This is a genomic window from Sphingomonas sp. UYEF23, assembly GCF_040546165.1.
In the GTDB taxonomy this organism is placed as follows: domain Bacteria; phylum Pseudomonadota; class Alphaproteobacteria; order Sphingomonadales; family Sphingomonadaceae; genus Sphingomonas; species Sphingomonas glacialis.
The window spans coordinates 55544-70853 of the sequence record NZ_JBEPNG010000013.1; the positions used below are offsets into that span (position 1 = coordinate 55544).

The window sequence follows — 15310 nt, forward strand, 5'->3', positions numbered from 1 at the left end:
TGCACTGCAGCAGGATCCTTAGCAACTGCAATGTACGCGCTACCACCTGCACCGCGTGCAACTGCAATCGTTTGAACCGCCGCTGTGGCTCAGGCCGCGTCGAACCGCTTGCCGGCTTCGTCCCAGTTCACCACGTCCCACCACGCCTTCAGATAGCCCGGACGGTCGTTCATGTAGGTGAGGTAATAGGCATGCTCCCACACGTCGTTGGCGAGGATCGGCGTGCCCTTGTCCTTGGCGTCGTCCATCAGCGGGTTGTCCTGATTCGGCGTCGAGACGACCTTCAGCGCGCCGCTCTCGTCCTTGATCACCCACGCCCAGCCCGAACCGAACTGGCCCGCACCCTTGGTGTTGAAATCTTCCTTGAGCTTGTCGAGGCCGCCATAAGCGGTGATCGCCTCGGCAAGCTCGCCCGAAGGCTGCGTCGAACCTGCCGGGCCCATGATCTTCCAGAAGAAGTCGTGGTTCCAGAAACCACCGCCATTGTTGCGCACGAGCGGCGGCAGCGTCGAGATCATGCCGAGGATTTCCTCGATCGTCTTGCCCTCGAGCTTCGGGTCGGCAGCGACGCCTTCGTTGAGCTTGTTCGTGTAAGCCGCATGATGCTTGTCATGATGGAAGGTCATCGTCTCTTTAGAGATCGTCGGCTCCAGCGCGTCATAGGCATAAGGCAGCGGGGGAAGTTCGAAAGCCATGGGTCTTCTCCTGTAAAGCTCGATACGCAAACGTCAGGCCCGGCAAATGGGTCCCGCCCGCTCGTTACGCAACCGATTCTGTCGCCGCGCCCGAAATCAGCCCGTGGCGCTTCAGCGCGTGGCGCAGCTGGTCGTAACTGAGGCCGAGCGCCTCGGCAGTCGCGCGCTGGTTGAAGCGGTTCTCGGCCATCGCCGTCTGCAGCATCTCGCACTCGAAGCGCGCGAGCCGCGCCTTGTAATCCATCGGTTCCGCGGCTGCCGCGGACGGCGGCGCTGCGACGGGCGGTGCCGCTGGTGCGACTGCGCTGGGCTCGGCAAGCGACACCATCGTCGCCGGCCGGTGCGGCGAGTGAAACGGGTCGAACTGGATCGCGTCGATCGGCCCGTCCAGATCCCAGCGATACACCGCACGCTCGACGACGTTGCGCAGCTCGCGCACATTGCCCGGCCATTGGTACGCGACCAGCGCCGCCTCCGCCGGTTTGGTGAAGCCCGGCCAATGGTCGCGCCCGAGTTCGGACGCCATCCGCCGGCCGAAATGCTCGGCGAGCACCAGAATGTCGTCCACGCGCGCGCGCATCGGCGGCAACGTCACCACCTCGAAGCTCAGCCGGTCGAGCAGATCGGCGCGGAACTGATGCCGCGCGACCTTGTCGGGCAAATGCTCGTTGGTCGCCGCCACGATCCGGACGTCGACGCGCATCGGCCGCGACGATCCGATCCGCGTCACCTCGCCATATTCGACCGCGCGCAGCAGCCGGTCCTGCGCCGCCATCGACAGCGTGCCGAGCTCGTCGAGGAACAGCGTGCCGCGATGCGCTTCCTCGAAGCGCCCTGCCCGCGTCTTGGTCGCGCCGGTGAAGGCGCCCGCCTCATGCCCGAACAGTTCGGCCTCGATCAGCGTCTCGGGCAGCGCCGCGCAGTTCATGATGACGAGCGGCTGGTCCCAGCGCGGGCTCAGGCGATGCAGGCGCTCGGCGACGAGCTCCTTGCCCGTCCCACGCTCGCCGATCACGAGCACCGGCCGGTCGAGCGCCGCCGCGCGGCTGGCGAGTTCGAGCGCGTCGAGAAACGCGCCCGATTGTCCGATCACTTGGGTCGTTCGCTCCATTCCCAACGCTTGGCGTAAAATCCCAAGCCTTGGCAAGTGTGTTTTTCAACTACCACACCCAAACCCACGCAAATCCGCCATTTCGAAAACTGGCACGCTCCCTGCAAAGCTGTTGGCATCGCCCCACGGGGCTCCGCACTTCCGTCAAGGAGATACGAAATGAACAGCGAATATAAGTCGGGCAACTCGGTCGCCCAGATCTTCGTCGCCCTCGTCGCCACCGTCCTGATCGGGTCGGTCGCCATCGGCGGCACCGTCGGCCCGGCCACTGCCGCCCCTGCCGCGATCCACACGATCGCCTGAGTTTTCTCGCCAGTATCTGCGTACCCTCGAAGGAGTAACATCATGGGCATCTTCAGCCGAACCCGCGACATCATCGCCGCCAACTTCACCGACCTGCTCGACAAGGCCGAAGACCCCGCCAAGATGATCCGCATGATCATCCTCGAGATGGAGGAAACGCTGGTCGAAGTCCGCGCCTCTGCCGCGCGCACCATCGCCGACCAGAAGGAAATGCGCCGCCACATCAGCAAGCTCGGCAGCTTGCAGGAGAGCTGGACCGAAAAGGCCGAGCTCGCGCTGTCGAAGGGCCGCGAGGACCTCGCCAAGGCTGCGCTCGTCGAGAAGCAGAAGGCCGCCGACATGGCCGGGCAGCTCAGCGGCGAGATCAGCGTCCTCGACGAGGCGCTGCGCAGCTCGGAAGAGGACATCGCCAAGCTCACCGGCAAGCTGCGCGAGGCACGCACCCGCCAGAACTCGATCGCGACGCGGCTCGAGAGCGCGCAGAACCGCTTCAAGCTGCGCGACCTCTACGCCGGGCCGAAGATGCAGGACGCGTTCAGCCGCTTCGAGATCATGGAGCGCCGCGTCGACATGGCCGAGGGCCGCGCCGAGGTCGCCGGCTTCGGCGCCCCGCCCAAGACGCTCGACGAGGAAATCGCCGAGCTCAAGTCGGCCGAGAAGGTCGAGGCCGAACTCGCCGCGATGAAGGCCCGCGTCGGAAAGGACGGCTGAGGTGGAGGACGTCCTCGTCCCCATCGCCGTCTGCGGCACGCTCTTCATCGGGATGCCCTGGGTGATCCTGCATTACATCACCAAGTGGCGGCAGGCGCCCAAGATCACCAACGAAGACGAGAAGCTGCTCGACGAGCTCTACTCGCTCGCCCGCCGGCTCGAGGAGCGCCTCGGCACGGTCGAACGGATCATCGCCGTCGATCACCCCGAATGGCGCGCGAGCATGCCGCTCGCCGAGCCCACCCCATATGATCCAGCACGGAGGAACTGAAATGTCCGCCAGCCGCACCAAATTCTACCTCGACAAGCAGAACAGCAAATGGCTGGGGGTCTGCTCGGGGATCGCCGATTACACCGGCATCGACGTGACGCTCGTCCGCGTCGGCACCGCGATGCTGACGCTGGTCACCAGCGGCTGGGTGTTGCTGGCGTACATCATCATCGCCTGCGTCGCCGACAAGAAGCCGCTCGGCCTCTACGATAGCGCCGAAGACGCCAAGTTCTGGCAGGGCGTGCGCGCCAACCCGACGCGCTCGACCGCCGAAGTCCGCAGCAAGTTCCGCGACATCGACCGTCGCCTCGCCGACATCGAGATGATGTACACCAGCCGCAACACACGCCTCGCCGACGAGATCGACAGCCTGCGCTGATCGGATCCGGGCTTGGGGCAAAGCCAAACAGGGGAAAACACATGAGCAACCTAGCACTTTTGATCCCGGTCGCGGCGATCACGGTCGGACCCGTCGCCTGGGTCGTGAACACCTGGGTCCGTGCCAAGCACGGCTATCCGATCGAGACAAAGAAGGGCGAATTGATCCACCGCGGCGACGACCTCAGCCTGACCCGCCAGACCGACCTGCTCAAGGCCGAGAACGACAAGCTGCACGGCCAGGTCAGCCGGCTCGAGGAGCGCCTCGCGGTGCTCGAACGCATCGCCACCGATCCCGCCGAGCGTGTCTCGCGCGAAATCGACGCGCTGCGCTGACCCCGAAAGGATACCGCCATGGGCTTCCCCATCGCACTGCTCATCCCGATTTTCGCAATCTGCATCCCGCTCTGCGCCGTGATCGGCATCTTCATCGTCCGCCCGTGGCTGCGCCATCAGGAGCGCCGCATGGAGATCGAGGCGACGCTGGTCGCCGAGAAGGCCGCGCAATATGCCGCGCAGACCGAACGGCTCGAACAGCGCGTCCGCGTGCTCGAGCGGATCATCACCGACCGCGGCGTCGACCTCTCGCATGAAATCGACCGCCTGCGCGACGCTCCACTCAACTAACTCTTTACAAACAAACTCTTTCTCCCCGAGGATATCATGATCGCATTCTTTATCGTGCTCGCCGTCGTCACGGCGGGGGGTGTCTGGGCGACCGAAAGCGTCGACCGCCCACGCCGCCGCAAACTTCGCGAAGCCGCCGTCCCGGCCGAATAAGCCGGTCCAGTTCCACCCTTTTGAAGGAGTGACCCAAATGAACCCGTTTGAAATGGTCGTCGCGATCATCGTCGTGGTCACGCTCGGCCGCGTGCTGATGGCGCGCTACGGCGTGGTCCACACCAAGCATGGCGAGGACGTCCGCTTCCGCGACGATCCCGCAGCGCAGGCCGAGAACGACCGGCTGCGCGACGAACTGCGGGCGATGAAGGAGCGGCTCGCCGTGCTCGAACGCCTCGCCACCGACAACAACGACAGCGGCGCCCGCCTCGATCGCGAGATCGAGAAGCTCCGCGACCGGCCCTAACCGATGACCCTTTTTGCAGGAGCAGGGATGATGACCGACCCGACCTTCTACATCACGATGGCCACCGCCGGCCTCGCCGGGCTTGCGATGCTGACCGGCGCCGCGCTGACCGGCTGGCGCGGGTGGCTCGCCTTCAAGCAGCAGGAACTCCACGCGTTCGGCGATCCGACACCAGCGCAACCGCTGCCCAATGCGAGCGCGCGGATCGAGATCGCCGACCTCAAGGAGCGCATCCGCAAACTCGAGGCGATCGCGGCGGGCGTCGATCTGTAACCCTCTAGCCCCTCCCCTTCAGGGGAGGGGTTGGGGTGGGGCCGTGCCGCGAATCGCGCGCAGGCGGTCTCGGTGAAACCTCCCCCACCCCCATCCCCTCCCCTGAAGGGGCGGGGCGAAAAAGGTGACGAACCCAGCACGAAGCGACTATAGCAACCCCCATGCAAACCCTCGCCGATCTCGAATCCGAATATAGCTTCCTCGATGCGGACGACCGTTACCGGCTCCTCATCGATCTCGGCCGCGAGCTCGAACCGATGCCCGACGCACTCAAAACCGATGCGACCTTGGTGCGCGGCTGCTCGGCCTCGGTATGGGTCTATCCGATGGCGGAGGACGACGGCACGCTGCATTTCCTCGCCGATTCGAACGCGGCGATCACCAAGGGGATCATCGCGCTCGTGCTGCTGGCGGTGCAGGATCAGCCCGCCGCGGCGATCCTCGCCACCGACATCCCGACCGAGCTCGCGCCGTTCGATCTCAAGAACCAGCTGAGCTCGAACCGTACGCAAGGCATTCCCAACATGATCGCGCTGATCCGCGACACCGCCGCGCGCTACGCCGACGCCTGATGCCCGCGCGCGCTCAGTGCGGCACGACGAGCGGCGTCCCCGTAAAGCGCTCCGGCTGGCAGCCGAGCACCGGATCGTAGCGCACGCTGCGCCGTGCGATCAGCGGGACCGACGCGGTCACGGTGCGCGTCGCTGGATCTTCGGACAGCCGGATCGGCTCCATGCCCGGCTCGAAATCCTTGTGGCAGTCGCCGAGCGGCCGCCCGCTGACATAGCGGCACCCGCACGCGACTCGCGCGGCGTAGCCGACGCCGAGCTCGAGCTGGGCGCGGTGGCCACGCACCCACGCATAGCTGCCCCCCGCCACGACCAGCACCATGGCGAGCAACGACCCAAGAATCAGGCGTCTTGCATTCATCACGACCGAGCCTAGTCTTCGTCCATGCGAATGAAAAGCCATTGGCTGATGCTGGCGAGCGCACTGCTCGCGACCGGATCGGTCGCCGCCCCTGACCCAGGCCCGCTCGCGCCGCTGTTCCGCGCCGATGTCGGCGAAACGCGCGCCGCGCTGCTGCTCCGCGACGGGCAGGTCGTCGCGAAACGCTATGCGCCGGGCTATTCCGATGCGACGCGCTTCATCAGCTGGTCGATGGCCAAGACCGTCACCGCGCTACTCGTCGGAGACCTCGTCGCCGACGGCAAGCTCGCGCTCGATGCCCCCGCGCCGATCGCCGAATGGCATAAAGCGGGCGATCCGCGCCGTGCGATCACGCTGCGGATGCTGCTGAATATGTCTTCGGGGCTGGCGCACACCGAAGTCGGCGATCCGGTCGAAGCGTCGGACACCAACCAAGTGCTGTTCGTCAGCGGATCGCAGGCAATGGCAGCGCGCGCGATCGGCGCCAAGCTCGAGGCCCGGCCCGGCGCCAAGTTCGAATACAGCTCGCTGACGACGCTGATCCTGTCGGAAATCATCACGCGCACGCTGACGACAAGCACCGATCCCCGCGCGCGGGCACGCGCCTACCAGGCGTACGCCGAGCGCCGCCTGTTCGCCCCCGCGGGCATCACCAGCGCTCGGCTCGAATTCGACGGCGCGGGAACGCAGATCGGCGGATCGCTGATCTACATGACGCTCGACGATTACGGCCGGCTCGGCAGCGTGCTGCTCGCGGGCAAGGCGCCCGACGGCACGCAGATCGTCGCGCCCGACTGGCTCGCCTTCATGAAGACGCCGTCGCCCGACAATCGCGAATATGGCGGTCAGCTCTGGCTCAACCGGCCCGGCGGGGTCGATCGGCGACCCGCGCTGTTCCCCGGCCACGGCCCCGCCTCGTTGGTGTCGTGCCTCGGCCATCTTGGCCAGTTCGTCATCGCCTCGCCCGATCAGAAGCTCGTGCTCGTCCGGCTCGGGAAGACGCAGGATGACACGCCCACCTTCACGACGCTGCGCACCCGCCTCGGGCAGATCGTCGAGCGCATCCCGCTCGCCGCTCAGGGAGAGACCCGGCGCTAGGTGCGAGCGCAGTTGCAGCAGCTTGGTCGCTTGACGAATGCCAGGTGGCGACGCCGGAGCGTCTAGTCTCGCGGAATGCCCTTATCGGGCGCTGCGCCAAGCCCAAGCCCAAGCTCGGCGGCCACCGCGGCAATGGGCAGACCTTCGCGCACCAATAGCCACTCGCCCGGTGCCGCACCCTTCACCACCGTCACCGCACCCTTCGGACACACGCCGAGGCATTTCACTTCGATAATGCCGAGCGAGCCCTTGCGGCCCTTGGCGACGTCAAGCTCGGCGCGCAGCGCCTTGGCGAGCCCGGTCTTGCCCTTCGGCCCGAACCCGCCGCCGATCTTCTTCGAACATTTCTTGCAGACCAGCAGCGTGTTCGCCCAGTCCGAACGGACGGTCTTCAAGCCTCGGGCTTCCACTGGCGCTGCTCCTCGGCCGCTTTCAGCACGTCATACGCCGCCTGGATCGCGAGGAAGCGCGCCGCAGCCTCCTTGTCACCGGGGCGGACGTCGGGATGGTTCGACTTGGCCAGCCGCCGCCACGCCACACGCACCGCGTCGAATTCGGCATCCACCTCGAGCTCGAGCACTTCGAGCGCGCGCATCTCGTCGCGCGATCGGCTGCCGTCACCGCGCCCCGCCCACTGATTGTGGCGCGATTCGGTATAGCCTTCGGCGGTCTGCGTCTCGGCACGCTCGCGCTCGGCGGCTTCCTCGGCGCTGAGGCCTTCGAAATAATTCCAGCCGCGATTGTATTCGCCGGCATGGACCTGGCAGAAATACCAGCGTTCCGGGCTGTTGGGGGATTTCGGCGCGGGGCAATCGCCCTTTTCGGTGCAGCCGTGGCGATCGCACAACCGCACGGTCGCGGCCTCGCTGCCAGCCTCGCCATAAGCGCGCCAGCGCGGAAAACCCCAGTCGACCGATCGTGATGATGTACGCGCCATAGCGGGCCATCTAAGCATCGCGGTGCGATAGCGCCATGACGCTTTTGTGAAACGCCCATGAAAAGCGTCGAAAACGAAAAAGCGCCAGAGGGTCTGTAAGCCGGGTTCTGTCCCCCCCGCCATGCGACGGGGTTAGGCGACCATTCCTCTAGGACGACGTTTGCACGCCGCCTCAAGCAATCAACCCGGGTGACGAGCTGAAACGAAGCTCTCTGGGTCCCCAAAAAGTAAACTTTTTGGGAGGGCCCATGTGCCACCCCTATTCGATCTTGCTCCCGGTGGGGTTTACCATGCCGCTTCGGTTACCCGTCGCGCGGTGCGCTCTTGCCGCACCCTTTCACCCTTGCCTGTTCCTCGCCCCCCTTGCGGGAAGCTCGGACATCGGCGGTCTGCTCTCTGTGGCACTGTCCCTGGGGTCACCCCCGCCGGGCGTTACCCGGCACCGTCGTTCCGCGGAGCCCGGACTTTCCTCGCGTATCCAAAGATACCCGCGGCCGCCCGACCCTCTGGCTGCGCGTTCCTTAGTCGTCCCCTTGCGGCTTTGGCAACAGCAGTGCGAGCAGGATGCTGCGGCATTCGCCGTCGATCACGCCGTCGATCAGTTCGGGGCGGAAGCGCCGCTGGAACGCGACGACCGCGGCGAGCTTGTCGCGCACGTCATACCCGAAGCGCTCGAGCGCGACGAGGAAGCCGGCATCGGCCCACATCGGGTCGAGCAGTTTCTTGGTCGGTCGCGGCAAAGCGAGGCGCACCTTGGCGAGCCGGTTCCACGGGAACAGCTCACCCGGGTCCTGCTTGCGCGCCGGCGCGATGTCCGAATGGCCGACGACGTTGCCGCGCGTGATCCCGTGGCGTTCGGTGATCCCCGCAACCAACGGGATCAGCGCATCGATCTGCTCCTCGTGGAAAGGGCGATAGCCGAATTCGTGCCCCGGATTGACGATCTCGATCCCGATGCTCGCCGAATTGACGTCCTCGATCCCGCGCCAGCACGATTTGCCGGCGTGCCACGCGCGCTTGTCCTCGGGCACCATTCGCAGCACCTGACCGTCCTCGGCGATCAGATAATGCGCCGAGACCTTCGCTTCCGGGTCGCGCAGGCGGTCGATCGCCGCCTGTCCGGTCTGCATGCCGGTATAGTGCAGCACGATCATCGACACCGGCAGCGAGCGGTCGTCGAAATTGGGCGAGGGCGTTTCGATGATCGTCATGGGGAGGTCCCTACGCAAGCCAAACCAGAGCTTAAGCACGGACGCGCGCGACAAGGAACCCCGTCAGCAACGGCTGGTAGCAGAGCTCGTCAAACGCTCGATGCGTCGCGTTCGTAGAGGCCGCGATACGTCGGGCTCGGCTGGAATGCCTCGGTCTGGCCGATTGTGGTCTCGCCCGCACCCAGCACGAGCACGCCGCCGGGCTGCAGGATCGTGGCGAACCGGTCAAGGATCTGCCGGCGATCCTCGGGGGTCAGATATAGCAGGACGTTGCGGCACAGCACGACGTCGAAGCGCCCCGACGGCAGCGCGCCGGCGACCAGGTTCATCCGACGAAACGCGATGCGGCGGACGAGTTCGGGCTTGGCGATCCAGTCGGTGCCATCGGTGTCGAACCATTCGACCATGCGCCGGATCGGCAACCCGCGCTGGATTTCGAATTGCGAGTAGCGCCCGCTGCGCGCGCGCGCGAGCGCCGCTTCGGACACGTCGGTGGCGACGATCTCGGGCATCGCAGCCCCGGCGAGCGCCGGCTGTTCGGCAAACAGCATTGCGAGCGACAACGGCTCCTGGCCGAACGAGCAACCCGCGGACCAGATCCGCAGCCGCCGTTCGGGATGGTCGACGCGCATCGCGGCGAGCGCTCTCGCGACCAGATCGAGCACCGCGGCATCGCGAAAGAACGAACTTTCCTGGTTGAGCAGCGCGTCGGCGACCTGCTCGGCAATCGTCGGCGAGCGCTGTGCCGCCACCGCCAGCGCCTCGAGCGAAGCGAGCCCGAGGTCGCGCATCAACGGGGTGAGCTCGGTCTCGATCCGCCACGCGCGGTTCGCGCCGAGCTGCTGCCCGGTGCGAGATTCGAGGATCGCGGTCAGCACGCCCATCGTGCCCGCAGGTGAAGCGCGTTCGAACGGCAGGTTGAACTTCAGCGCGTCGCTGCCATCGCTCATGCCGGACGTCGCCGCGTCGCGACGATCCGGCCGATCTCGGCCGGCGGCAGCAGCGCGCTGGCGAGCCCGGCCGTCGCGATCGCGCCCGGCATGCCCCATACGACCGAGCTCGCCTGATCCTGCGCAAGAACGATCCCGCCGCGATCGACCAGCCGGCGGGCGCCGTCGCTCCCGTCGCGCCCCATGCCGCTCAGCACGATCCCGAGCGCGCGCGCGCCGTAAACCTCGCCGACGCTGTCGAACATCGGATCGACCGAGGGCATGCAGCCGCTCTTGCTGGCCTCGCTGGTCAGCCGGATCGCGGCGCCGTCGCCGGTGCTGACGACGCGCATATGCGCATCGCCCGGCGCGACGATCGTCCGGCCGGGGCGGATCCGCATCGAATCGGTCGCGACGTCGCACGGTCGGTCCGCCATCATCGCGACCTGGGCTGCAAAGAACGGCATGAACGAGCCCGGCAAATGCTGGGTAATCAGGATCGGCAGCGGGAACGACACGGGCAGCTCGCGCAGCAGGCTGGCGAGCGCGTGGATCCCGCCGGTCGAGGCTCCGATCGCGACGATGTCGAACCCCTGCCCCGTCGCGAGCGCAGCGCTGGCGCCATCGGATTCGGGGCGTCGCGGCGACAGCCCAAACGGCGTCTCGGCGGGGGTTTCGACCGCCAGCAGGCGGCGCAGCTTCTCGACGATCGCAACCGAGAACCGCCCCGCGAAATCGCCGACGCCGGGCTTCATCAGCGTGTCGGCCGCGCCGAGCGCGAGCGCCTCGATCGTCGCGGCAGCGCCTTCCGCGGCAGCGGACGAGACGATCAGCACCTTGGCCCCCTGCCCCGCGACGATCAGATCGGGCAGTGCCGCCAGCCCCGAAGTCCCGGGCATTTCGATATCGAGCACGACCGCATCGACCGGTGTCGCGCGCAGAAACGCGAGCGCCGCGTCGGCGTTCGAGACAGCGCCCGCGACGATGAAGCGCCCGCCTTCCAGCGCCCGCGCGATCACCGCGCGCGCCACGGCCGAATCATCGACGATCAGCACCCGTGGCGAGTCGTCGACCGCGCGTACGGCGATGAGGGAGGGAGCCAGGGGCATCACGCGCCCTCAGGCCATGCCGACAATCTGAAGCTTGCTTTCGAGCGTTTCGCGGTCGAACGGCTTCATGACATATTCGTCGGCGCCCGCCTCGATCGCGGCGCGGATGTGCGCCATGCCGTTTTCGGTGGTGCAGAACACCACCTTGGGGCGGCTCGCGATCGCGCTGTCGCGCAGCGCGCGCAGGAAATCCATGCCGCTCATCACCGGCATGTTCCAGTCGAGCAGCACGACGTCGGGCGCGCAGGCGAGGCACGAATCGAGCGCCTCGCGGCCATCGCCGGCTTCGGTGACTCGAAAGTTGAGCGTCTCCAGGATGTGGCGGGCGACCTTGCGGATCACCTTCGAATCGTCGACGACGAGGCAGGTTTTCATGAATTCACCCTGTTAGAGCACGCTATGACGGACTTTGCCCGAAATGCGTAAGCGTCCCGTTAATCTCACGCCGCAAGCGCCAGCCCGCGCGGAATGAGCGCCGCCAGGCCGATCGCGAGGATCGGCTCGCCGTCGCGCTCGATGATCCCGCGCCCGACGGTCAGCCACCCCTTGTCGAGCACGATCCCCGCCGCCAGCGGCGCGAGCTCAAACGGCGCGACATCGTCGAGCGCATCGACCAGCACCGCATAATGGTGTCCCTCGACGATCGTGATCACCGCGCGCGTCGCAGCGGTCGTCCCGGGCTCGAGCCCGAGCGCGGCACGCGTGTCGATTACGGTCACCACGCGGCTGCGCAAAGCGGCAAGCCCGCGGACGTGATGGTCGGCGCGCGGCACCGGGATGATCGTCCCGATATCGACCACCGATTCGACCTGGTCCGATCCGATCGCGACGATGCGACCGGCGATCTGCGCGATCAGGAAGAGTGGCATCAGCGGCCTCCTGCCGAGCGCGCGACCGCCGCCAGCACGGCGGAGCGATCGTAGCGGAAAATCGTGTCGCTGGCGCCTTCGGCCTCGCGCCGCAGCCTAACGACCGGGATCTGGCTCGCCGACGGCGCGGCGTCGCTTTCCATCCGCACCAGCACGCGCGGCACTTCGCCCGGGCGAAGCGCATCGGTGACGCGGTATCCCGACGCTTCGAGCACAGGCTTGAGAAAGGTCGTCATCCACGCCGACTCGGCGCTGTCGAGCAGGCACAACGGCGCGTCGGGCTCCGCCTCGCCGCCGCCGTGCGCCGAAAAGATCCAGTAGAGATCGAGCACTTCGATCTGCTCGCCCTCGATCGCGACGACGCCCGCGATCGGCCCGACCGCCTGCGCCGGCACGATCGCGCTCGGCAGTTCGACGATGTCGAGCGCTTCTTTGATCGCATAGGCGATCTCGGTCGCGCCGTCGCGCAGCCGCAGCACCGAGACCGTCGGCAGCGCGGCCCATTCGCCGAGCGCGACGAGCGGGATTATCCCCCCCTCAACCGACAGTCGCAACCGGCCCGCCGACATGCGGATCGCGCCCGTCGCGACGGGTTCGACGCGGTCGATCACCGATAGCGGCACGATCCGGCGGCACCCGTCGAGATCCTCGAACAGCAAGGCCTGCACCCCCGGCACGGCCTCGACCACGGCATCCTCGTCGGCCGCGGTCGCGCGCGTGAACACCAGCCCGGCGACGTGCGCGATTCCCGCACAATCGAGCATCAGCATCGGCAGCCCGCTGTCGGGCAGCGTCTGGCCGGCATAGATCCCCGTCGCCATGATCGCGGGCGCGGCGGGCTTGATGACCAGTTCCTCATGATCGAGCACCGCGTCGACCGCGAGCGCATAGCTCCCCCCCGACACGCTGACGATGACGAGCATCGCCGGGTCGAGCGGCGCAAAGCCGAGCATATCGCTCAAATCGATCAGCGGCATCCGCCGGTCGCGCACGGTCGCGGTCAGCGTATCGCCGATCCGGTCGATGCGGATCGTCTGCCCCCCGACGCGCACGATCTCCTCGATCGCCTGCCGCGAGATCGCAAAGCGCTGGTCGCGCACGCCCACGCCGATCGTCGACATGATCGACAGCGTCAGCGGCACATGGATCGCGATCCGCAGGCCCGTCCCCGGCGTGTTGAACAGTTCGATCCGTCCGCCGATCTGTTCGACATTGGCGCGCACCACGTCCATCCCGACGCCGCGCCCCGAGATCGCGGTGACGACCGTCTTGGTCGACAGGCCGGGCTCGAAGATCAGGTCGAGCTTCGCCTGTGGGCTCAGCGCGCGCAACTCGGCCTCGCTGCGGCGGCCCTCCTGCGCGATCTTGGCGATCAGCGCATCGACGTCGATCCCGCGCCCATCGTCGCAAATCTCGATGATGATCTGGTTGCCCGATTGCCGGGCGGAAACGTTGAGCCAGCCATTCTCGCGCTTCTTCGCCAGACGGCGGAGCGCGGGCGGCTCGATCCCGTGGTCGATCGAGTTGCGGATGATGTGGACGAGCGGATCGCGCATCATCTCGATCATCTCGCGGTCGAGCTCGACGTCGCTCCCCTCGATCTGCAGCGTCACCGACTTGCCGAGCTCGGCCGCGGTATCGCGCACCATCCGCGGCAAAGCCGAGAACAGCGCATCGATCTTCTGCATCCGCGTCCGCGTGACGGTATCGCGCATCTCGGCGACGGTCAGCGACAGCCGCTCGAGCGCCGCCTCGACGCTCGGGTCGGCGCCGTCGTCGCGCAGCCGCCGCGCGAGCTCGTTGCGCGCCAGCACCATGTCGGACATGCCGCTCATCATCCGGTCGAGCAGGTCGACGTTCAGGCGCACGCTGCGGCTCGGCGCGCGGCTCGGTGTAACCACGCTCACCGGCGCGGCGGCCTGCGCGCCGGAATCGAGCGCGGCGACGAGCAGATCCTCCCCCGAATCATCGACGGCATGGCCGGCATCGATCGCCTCGACCAGTTCGCCGATCCGGTCCACGATCGCGAGCACGGCGTTGACGAGCGCGGTATCGGGGGTGCGCTCGCCCGCGCGGACCGCGGCGAGCACGTCCTCGGCGGCATGGCTCAGCCGCGCGAGTCGCGGCAGGTCGAGAAAGCCGCAGCTGCCTTTGACGGTGTGGACGAAGCGAAAGATCGAATCGAGCCGGTCACGGTCGCCCGGTGCCGATTCCCACGCGACGATCTCGCCCGAGAGTGCCTCGAGCGTCTCGCGCGTCTCCGCGATAAATTCCTGTAAAAGGTCGTCCATGGGTCCCCGCGAAACGCTACGGAAGACCATGGCCGAAGAATGGTTAAGGGCGGGTGTAGCGTCCCGAATTGCGCCGCCCGCGCCGGGGCTTGGCGGTCGCGGGGGGTCAGCCGGCCTTGAACGCAGCCCCGAACAGCAGCACCGCATCGCCCGGATCCGATACCTGCACGCCGCCCCCGCCCTCGGCGACGAGCGCATGGACGAGATAGGCCGCGGCGGCGCGCGGGGTGATGACGGCATCGCCCTGTGTCCCGGTCAGCGCGGCGCGCATCTCGCCATCGAGCACGATCCGCGGGCCCGCTGCGCGCACCACGATCTCGATCTGGCCATCCACGCTCTCGGCCCCGACATCGAGCTGCCCGCCGCGCACCAGCGCGTCGCCGGCGATCAGCGCGAGGTTGAGCAGTACCTTGATCGCAGGCTTGGGCAGCGTCGCATCCTCGACCAGCCAGCCGAGCTTGACGCGGTGCCCGTCGCCGAACAGCCCCTCGATCGCAGCGCGCGCCTCGCGCGCGTCGACGGTCTCGCCAAATCCGCCCGCCGCGCCGAACGCGAGCCGGAAGAATTTGAGCTTGTTGGCCGACGCCTTGGCGCTTTCGCTGAGCAGTTCGAGACAGCGCGCGCGCATCTCGGGATCATGCTCGTCGGCGAGCAGTTCAAGCCCGTTGTTGAGCGCACCCACCGGGCTCAGCAGATCGTGGCAGAGCCGCGAGCAGAGCAGGCTGGCGAAATCGACGGAGGTCATCGTCATGAGATAAGCGGCTTTCGGGTCACACGGTGTCGGTTCTTCTTACGCCGCAGGGCGCTTGGTGCAAGCGGCGTGGGGTGGGAAGCCCGGTATCGGCGCGCGCGCGGTGGCTCGCCTGGCACGCCTGCGACGGTCGGCGTTCGCTGCCGCCACGCAAAACCGCCACCGAGGCGAAGGTCGCGGTCGCACCATTTGCGATCCGCCGCGCGCCCCGCGACATATCGACCCCGGCTTTCACCGGGGCGATAAATGTCTGGGTTTGGTGGTGGGTTCAACGGGTGGTCGCAACGCATCATTCTCATGATGAGAAGGAGTGGTGCGATGAAGCAGCGTCGTCGGATATATTACTCGGCCGCTCA

22 protein-coding genes and 1 other RNA gene are annotated in these 15310 nt (G+C 67.1%); 10 read left to right on the plus strand and 13 right to left on the minus strand.

The window, feature by feature from the left end:
• Positions 1-89: 89 nt before the first annotated feature.
• Both ABIB28_RS17550 and pspF read right to left on the minus strand, forming a co-directional pair.
• Positions 90-695 (minus strand): superoxide dismutase, encoded by a 606-nt coding sequence (locus tag ABIB28_RS17550; RefSeq protein WP_354289349.1) that lies wholly within the window; start codon positions 693-695, stop codon positions 90-92.
• Positions 696-759: 64 nt separating this feature from the next.
• Positions 760-1806 carry a phage shock protein operon transcriptional activator gene (pspF, locus tag ABIB28_RS17555; protein WP_354289350.1) on the minus strand — a complete coding sequence of 349 codons (1047 nt, stop codon included), beginning with the start codon at positions 1804-1806 and terminating at the stop codon, positions 760-762.
• 159 nt (positions 1807-1965) lie between these two features.
• On the opposite strand from pspF, the gene ABIB28_RS17560 reads away from it, so the two are divergent.
• From ABIB28_RS17560 to ABIB28_RS17600, 9 genes are all read left to right on the plus strand, one after another.
• Positions 1966-2109, plus strand: coding sequence for a hypothetical protein (locus ABIB28_RS17560; protein ID WP_354289351.1), 144 nt, complete (start codon positions 1966-1968; stop codon positions 2107-2109).
• A 42-nt stretch (positions 2110-2151) separates the two neighbouring features.
• Positions 2152-2820 (plus strand): phage shock protein PspA, encoded by a 669-nt coding sequence (pspA, locus tag ABIB28_RS17565; protein ID WP_206365634.1) that lies wholly within the window; start codon positions 2152-2154, stop codon positions 2818-2820.
• Between the two features lies 1 nt (position 2821).
• Entirely contained in the window at positions 2822-3091 is a 270-nt protein-coding gene (pspB, locus tag ABIB28_RS17570) for an envelope stress response membrane protein PspB (protein WP_133187447.1), read from the plus strand.
• A 1-nt stretch (position 3092) separates the two neighbouring features.
• Complete coding sequence (gene pspC, locus ABIB28_RS17575; RefSeq protein ID WP_133187445.1) at positions 3093-3470, plus strand: envelope stress response membrane protein PspC; 378 nt, start codon at positions 3093-3095, stop codon at positions 3468-3470.
• Between the two features lie 41 nt (positions 3471-3511).
• Positions 3512-3805, plus strand: coding sequence for a hypothetical protein (locus tag ABIB28_RS17580; RefSeq protein WP_133187443.1), 294 nt, complete (start codon positions 3512-3514; stop codon positions 3803-3805).
• Between the two features lie 18 nt (positions 3806-3823).
• Entirely contained in the window at positions 3824-4096 is a 273-nt protein-coding gene (locus tag ABIB28_RS17585) for a hypothetical protein (protein ID WP_322159600.1), read from the plus strand.
• A 190-nt stretch (positions 4097-4286) separates the two neighbouring features.
• Positions 4287-4556, plus strand: a complete 270-nt coding sequence (locus ABIB28_RS17590) for a hypothetical protein (RefSeq protein WP_133187438.1) — start codon at positions 4287-4289, stop codon at positions 4554-4556.
• A gap of 30 nt (positions 4557-4586) precedes the next feature.
• Positions 4587-4829: a hypothetical protein gene (locus ABIB28_RS17595; protein WP_133187436.1), complete on the plus strand. Its 243-nt coding sequence runs from the start codon at positions 4587-4589 to the stop codon at positions 4827-4829.
• Positions 4830-4990: 161 nt separating this feature from the next.
• A complete protein-coding gene (locus ABIB28_RS17600) occupies positions 4991-5401 on the plus strand; it encodes a SufE family protein (RefSeq protein ID WP_133187434.1) in 411 nt (136 codons plus the stop codon).
• 13 nt (positions 5402-5414) lie between these two features.
• Here ABIB28_RS17600 and ABIB28_RS17605 read toward each other — a convergent pair whose 3' ends face one another.
• The gene (locus ABIB28_RS17605) at positions 5415-5759 is read right to left on the minus strand and encodes a hypothetical protein (protein WP_133187432.1); all 345 of its coding nucleotides are present in this window, start codon (positions 5757-5759) and stop codon (positions 5415-5417) included.
• A 24-nt stretch (positions 5760-5783) separates the two neighbouring features.
• Here ABIB28_RS17605 and ABIB28_RS17610 point away from each other — a divergent pair, with 24 nt between their 5' ends.
• The gene (locus tag ABIB28_RS17610) at positions 5784-6857 is read left to right on the plus strand and encodes a serine hydrolase domain-containing protein (RefSeq protein WP_354289352.1); all 1074 of its coding nucleotides are present in this window, start codon (positions 5784-5786) and stop codon (positions 6855-6857) included.
• 62 nt (positions 6858-6919) lie between these two features.
• Here ABIB28_RS17610 and ABIB28_RS17615 read toward each other — a convergent pair whose 3' ends face one another.
• From ABIB28_RS17615 to ABIB28_RS17660, 10 genes are all read right to left on the minus strand, one after another.
• The gene (locus tag ABIB28_RS17615) at positions 6920-7252 is read right to left on the minus strand and encodes a hypothetical protein (RefSeq protein ID WP_354289353.1); all 333 of its coding nucleotides are present in this window, start codon (positions 7250-7252) and stop codon (positions 6920-6922) included.
• Positions 7249-7794 carry a J domain-containing protein gene (locus ABIB28_RS17620; protein ID WP_133187427.1) on the minus strand — a complete coding sequence of 182 codons (546 nt, stop codon included), beginning with the start codon at positions 7792-7794 and terminating at the stop codon, positions 7249-7251. The genes ABIB28_RS17615 and ABIB28_RS17620 overlap by 4 nt, the downstream gene beginning before the upstream one ends.
• A gap of 80 nt (positions 7795-7874) precedes the next feature.
• An RNA gene (gene rnpB, locus ABIB28_RS17625) (RNase P RNA component class A) lies at positions 7875-8304 on the minus strand.
• Between the two features lie 11 nt (positions 8305-8315).
• Positions 8316-9005, minus strand: a complete 690-nt coding sequence (locus tag ABIB28_RS17630; RefSeq protein WP_133187425.1) for an N-acetylmuramoyl-L-alanine amidase — start codon at positions 9003-9005, stop codon at positions 8316-8318.
• An 89-nt stretch (positions 9006-9094) separates the two neighbouring features.
• Positions 9095-9889 carry a CheR family methyltransferase gene (locus ABIB28_RS17635; RefSeq protein ID WP_354289358.1) on the minus strand — a complete coding sequence of 265 codons (795 nt, stop codon included), beginning with the start codon at positions 9887-9889 and terminating at the stop codon, positions 9095-9097.
• Between the two features lie 62 nt (positions 9890-9951).
• Positions 9952-11043 carry a chemotaxis protein CheB gene (locus ABIB28_RS17640; protein WP_354289354.1) on the minus strand — a complete coding sequence of 364 codons (1092 nt, stop codon included), beginning with the start codon at positions 11041-11043 and terminating at the stop codon, positions 9952-9954.
• Between the two features lie 9 nt (positions 11044-11052).
• Positions 11053-11418, minus strand: a complete 366-nt coding sequence (locus tag ABIB28_RS17645; protein WP_189676892.1) for a response regulator — start codon at positions 11416-11418, stop codon at positions 11053-11055.
• A 65-nt stretch (positions 11419-11483) separates the two neighbouring features.
• On the minus strand, positions 11484-11912 hold the full coding sequence (locus tag ABIB28_RS17650; protein ID WP_354289355.1) for a chemotaxis protein CheW: 429 nt from the start codon (positions 11910-11912) through the stop codon (positions 11484-11486).
• Positions 11912-14203 carry a chemotaxis protein CheA gene (locus ABIB28_RS17655; protein WP_354289356.1) on the minus strand — a complete coding sequence of 764 codons (2292 nt, stop codon included), beginning with the start codon at positions 14201-14203 and terminating at the stop codon, positions 11912-11914. Before ABIB28_RS17655 ends, ABIB28_RS17650 begins: the two co-directional genes overlap by 1 nt.
• A 106-nt stretch (positions 14204-14309) precedes the next feature.
• A complete protein-coding gene (locus ABIB28_RS17660) occupies positions 14310-14954 on the minus strand; it encodes a histidine phosphotransferase family protein (protein WP_133187415.1) in 645 nt (214 codons plus the stop codon).
• Positions 14955-15310: the final 356 nt, after the last annotated feature.

Excerpts from the sequence above, each read along its gene's own strand:
- ABIB28_RS17585 (WP_322159600.1), top strand. The coding sequence starts at position 3,824 with ATGGGCTTCCCCATCGCACTGCTCATCCCGATTTTCGCAATCTGCATC.
- ABIB28_RS17630 (WP_133187425.1), bottom strand. The coding sequence starts at position 9,005 with ATGACGATCATCGAAACGCCCTCGCCCAATTTCGACGACCGCTCGCTG.
- ABIB28_RS17650 (WP_354289355.1), bottom strand. The coding sequence starts at position 11,912 with ATGCCACTCTTCCTGATCGCGCAGATCGCCGGTCGCATCGTCGCGATC.
- ABIB28_RS17640 (WP_354289354.1), bottom strand. The coding sequence starts at position 11,043 with ATGCCCCTGGCTCCCTCCCTCATCGCCGTACGCGCGGTCGACGACTCG.
- ABIB28_RS17655 (WP_354289356.1), bottom strand. The coding sequence starts at position 14,203 with ATGGACGACCTTTTACAGGAATTTATCGCGGAGACGCGCGAGACGCTC.
- ABIB28_RS17550 (WP_354289349.1), bottom strand. The coding sequence starts at position 695 with ATGGCTTTCGAACTTCCCCCGCTGCCTTATGCCTATGACGCGCTGGAG.
- ABIB28_RS17620 (WP_133187427.1), bottom strand. The coding sequence starts at position 7,794 with ATGGCGCGTACATCATCACGATCGGTCGACTGGGGTTTTCCGCGCTGG.
- ABIB28_RS17600 (WP_133187434.1), top strand. The coding sequence starts at position 4,991 with ATGCAAACCCTCGCCGATCTCGAATCCGAATATAGCTTCCTCGATGCG.
- pspC (WP_133187445.1), top strand. The coding sequence starts at position 3,093 with ATGTCCGCCAGCCGCACCAAATTCTACCTCGACAAGCAGAACAGCAAA.
- ABIB28_RS17560 (WP_354289351.1), top strand. The coding sequence starts at position 1,966 with ATGAACAGCGAATATAAGTCGGGCAACTCGGTCGCCCAGATCTTCGTC.
- ABIB28_RS17610 (WP_354289352.1), top strand. The coding sequence starts at position 5,784 with ATGCGAATGAAAAGCCATTGGCTGATGCTGGCGAGCGCACTGCTCGCG.
- ABIB28_RS17635 (WP_354289358.1), bottom strand. The coding sequence starts at position 9,889 with ATGGGCGTGCTGACCGCGATCCTCGAATCTCGCACCGGGCAGCAGCTC.
- ABIB28_RS17660 (WP_133187415.1), bottom strand. The coding sequence starts at position 14,954 with ATGACGATGACCTCCGTCGATTTCGCCAGCCTGCTCTGCTCGCGGCTC.
- pspF (WP_354289350.1), bottom strand. The coding sequence starts at position 1,806 with ATGGAGCGAACGACCCAAGTGATCGGACAATCGGGCGCGTTTCTCGAC.
- ABIB28_RS17590 (WP_133187438.1), top strand. The coding sequence starts at position 4,287 with ATGAACCCGTTTGAAATGGTCGTCGCGATCATCGTCGTGGTCACGCTC.
- ABIB28_RS17580 (WP_133187443.1), top strand. The coding sequence starts at position 3,512 with ATGAGCAACCTAGCACTTTTGATCCCGGTCGCGGCGATCACGGTCGGA.
- ABIB28_RS17645 (WP_189676892.1), bottom strand. The coding sequence starts at position 11,418 with ATGAAAACCTGCCTCGTCGTCGACGATTCGAAGGTGATCCGCAAGGTC.
- ABIB28_RS17605 (WP_133187432.1), bottom strand. The coding sequence starts at position 5,759 with ATGAATGCAAGACGCCTGATTCTTGGGTCGTTGCTCGCCATGGTGCTG.
- pspA (WP_206365634.1), top strand. The coding sequence starts at position 2,152 with ATGGGCATCTTCAGCCGAACCCGCGACATCATCGCCGCCAACTTCACC.
- ABIB28_RS17595 (WP_133187436.1), top strand. The coding sequence starts at position 4,587 with ATGACCGACCCGACCTTCTACATCACGATGGCCACCGCCGGCCTCGCC.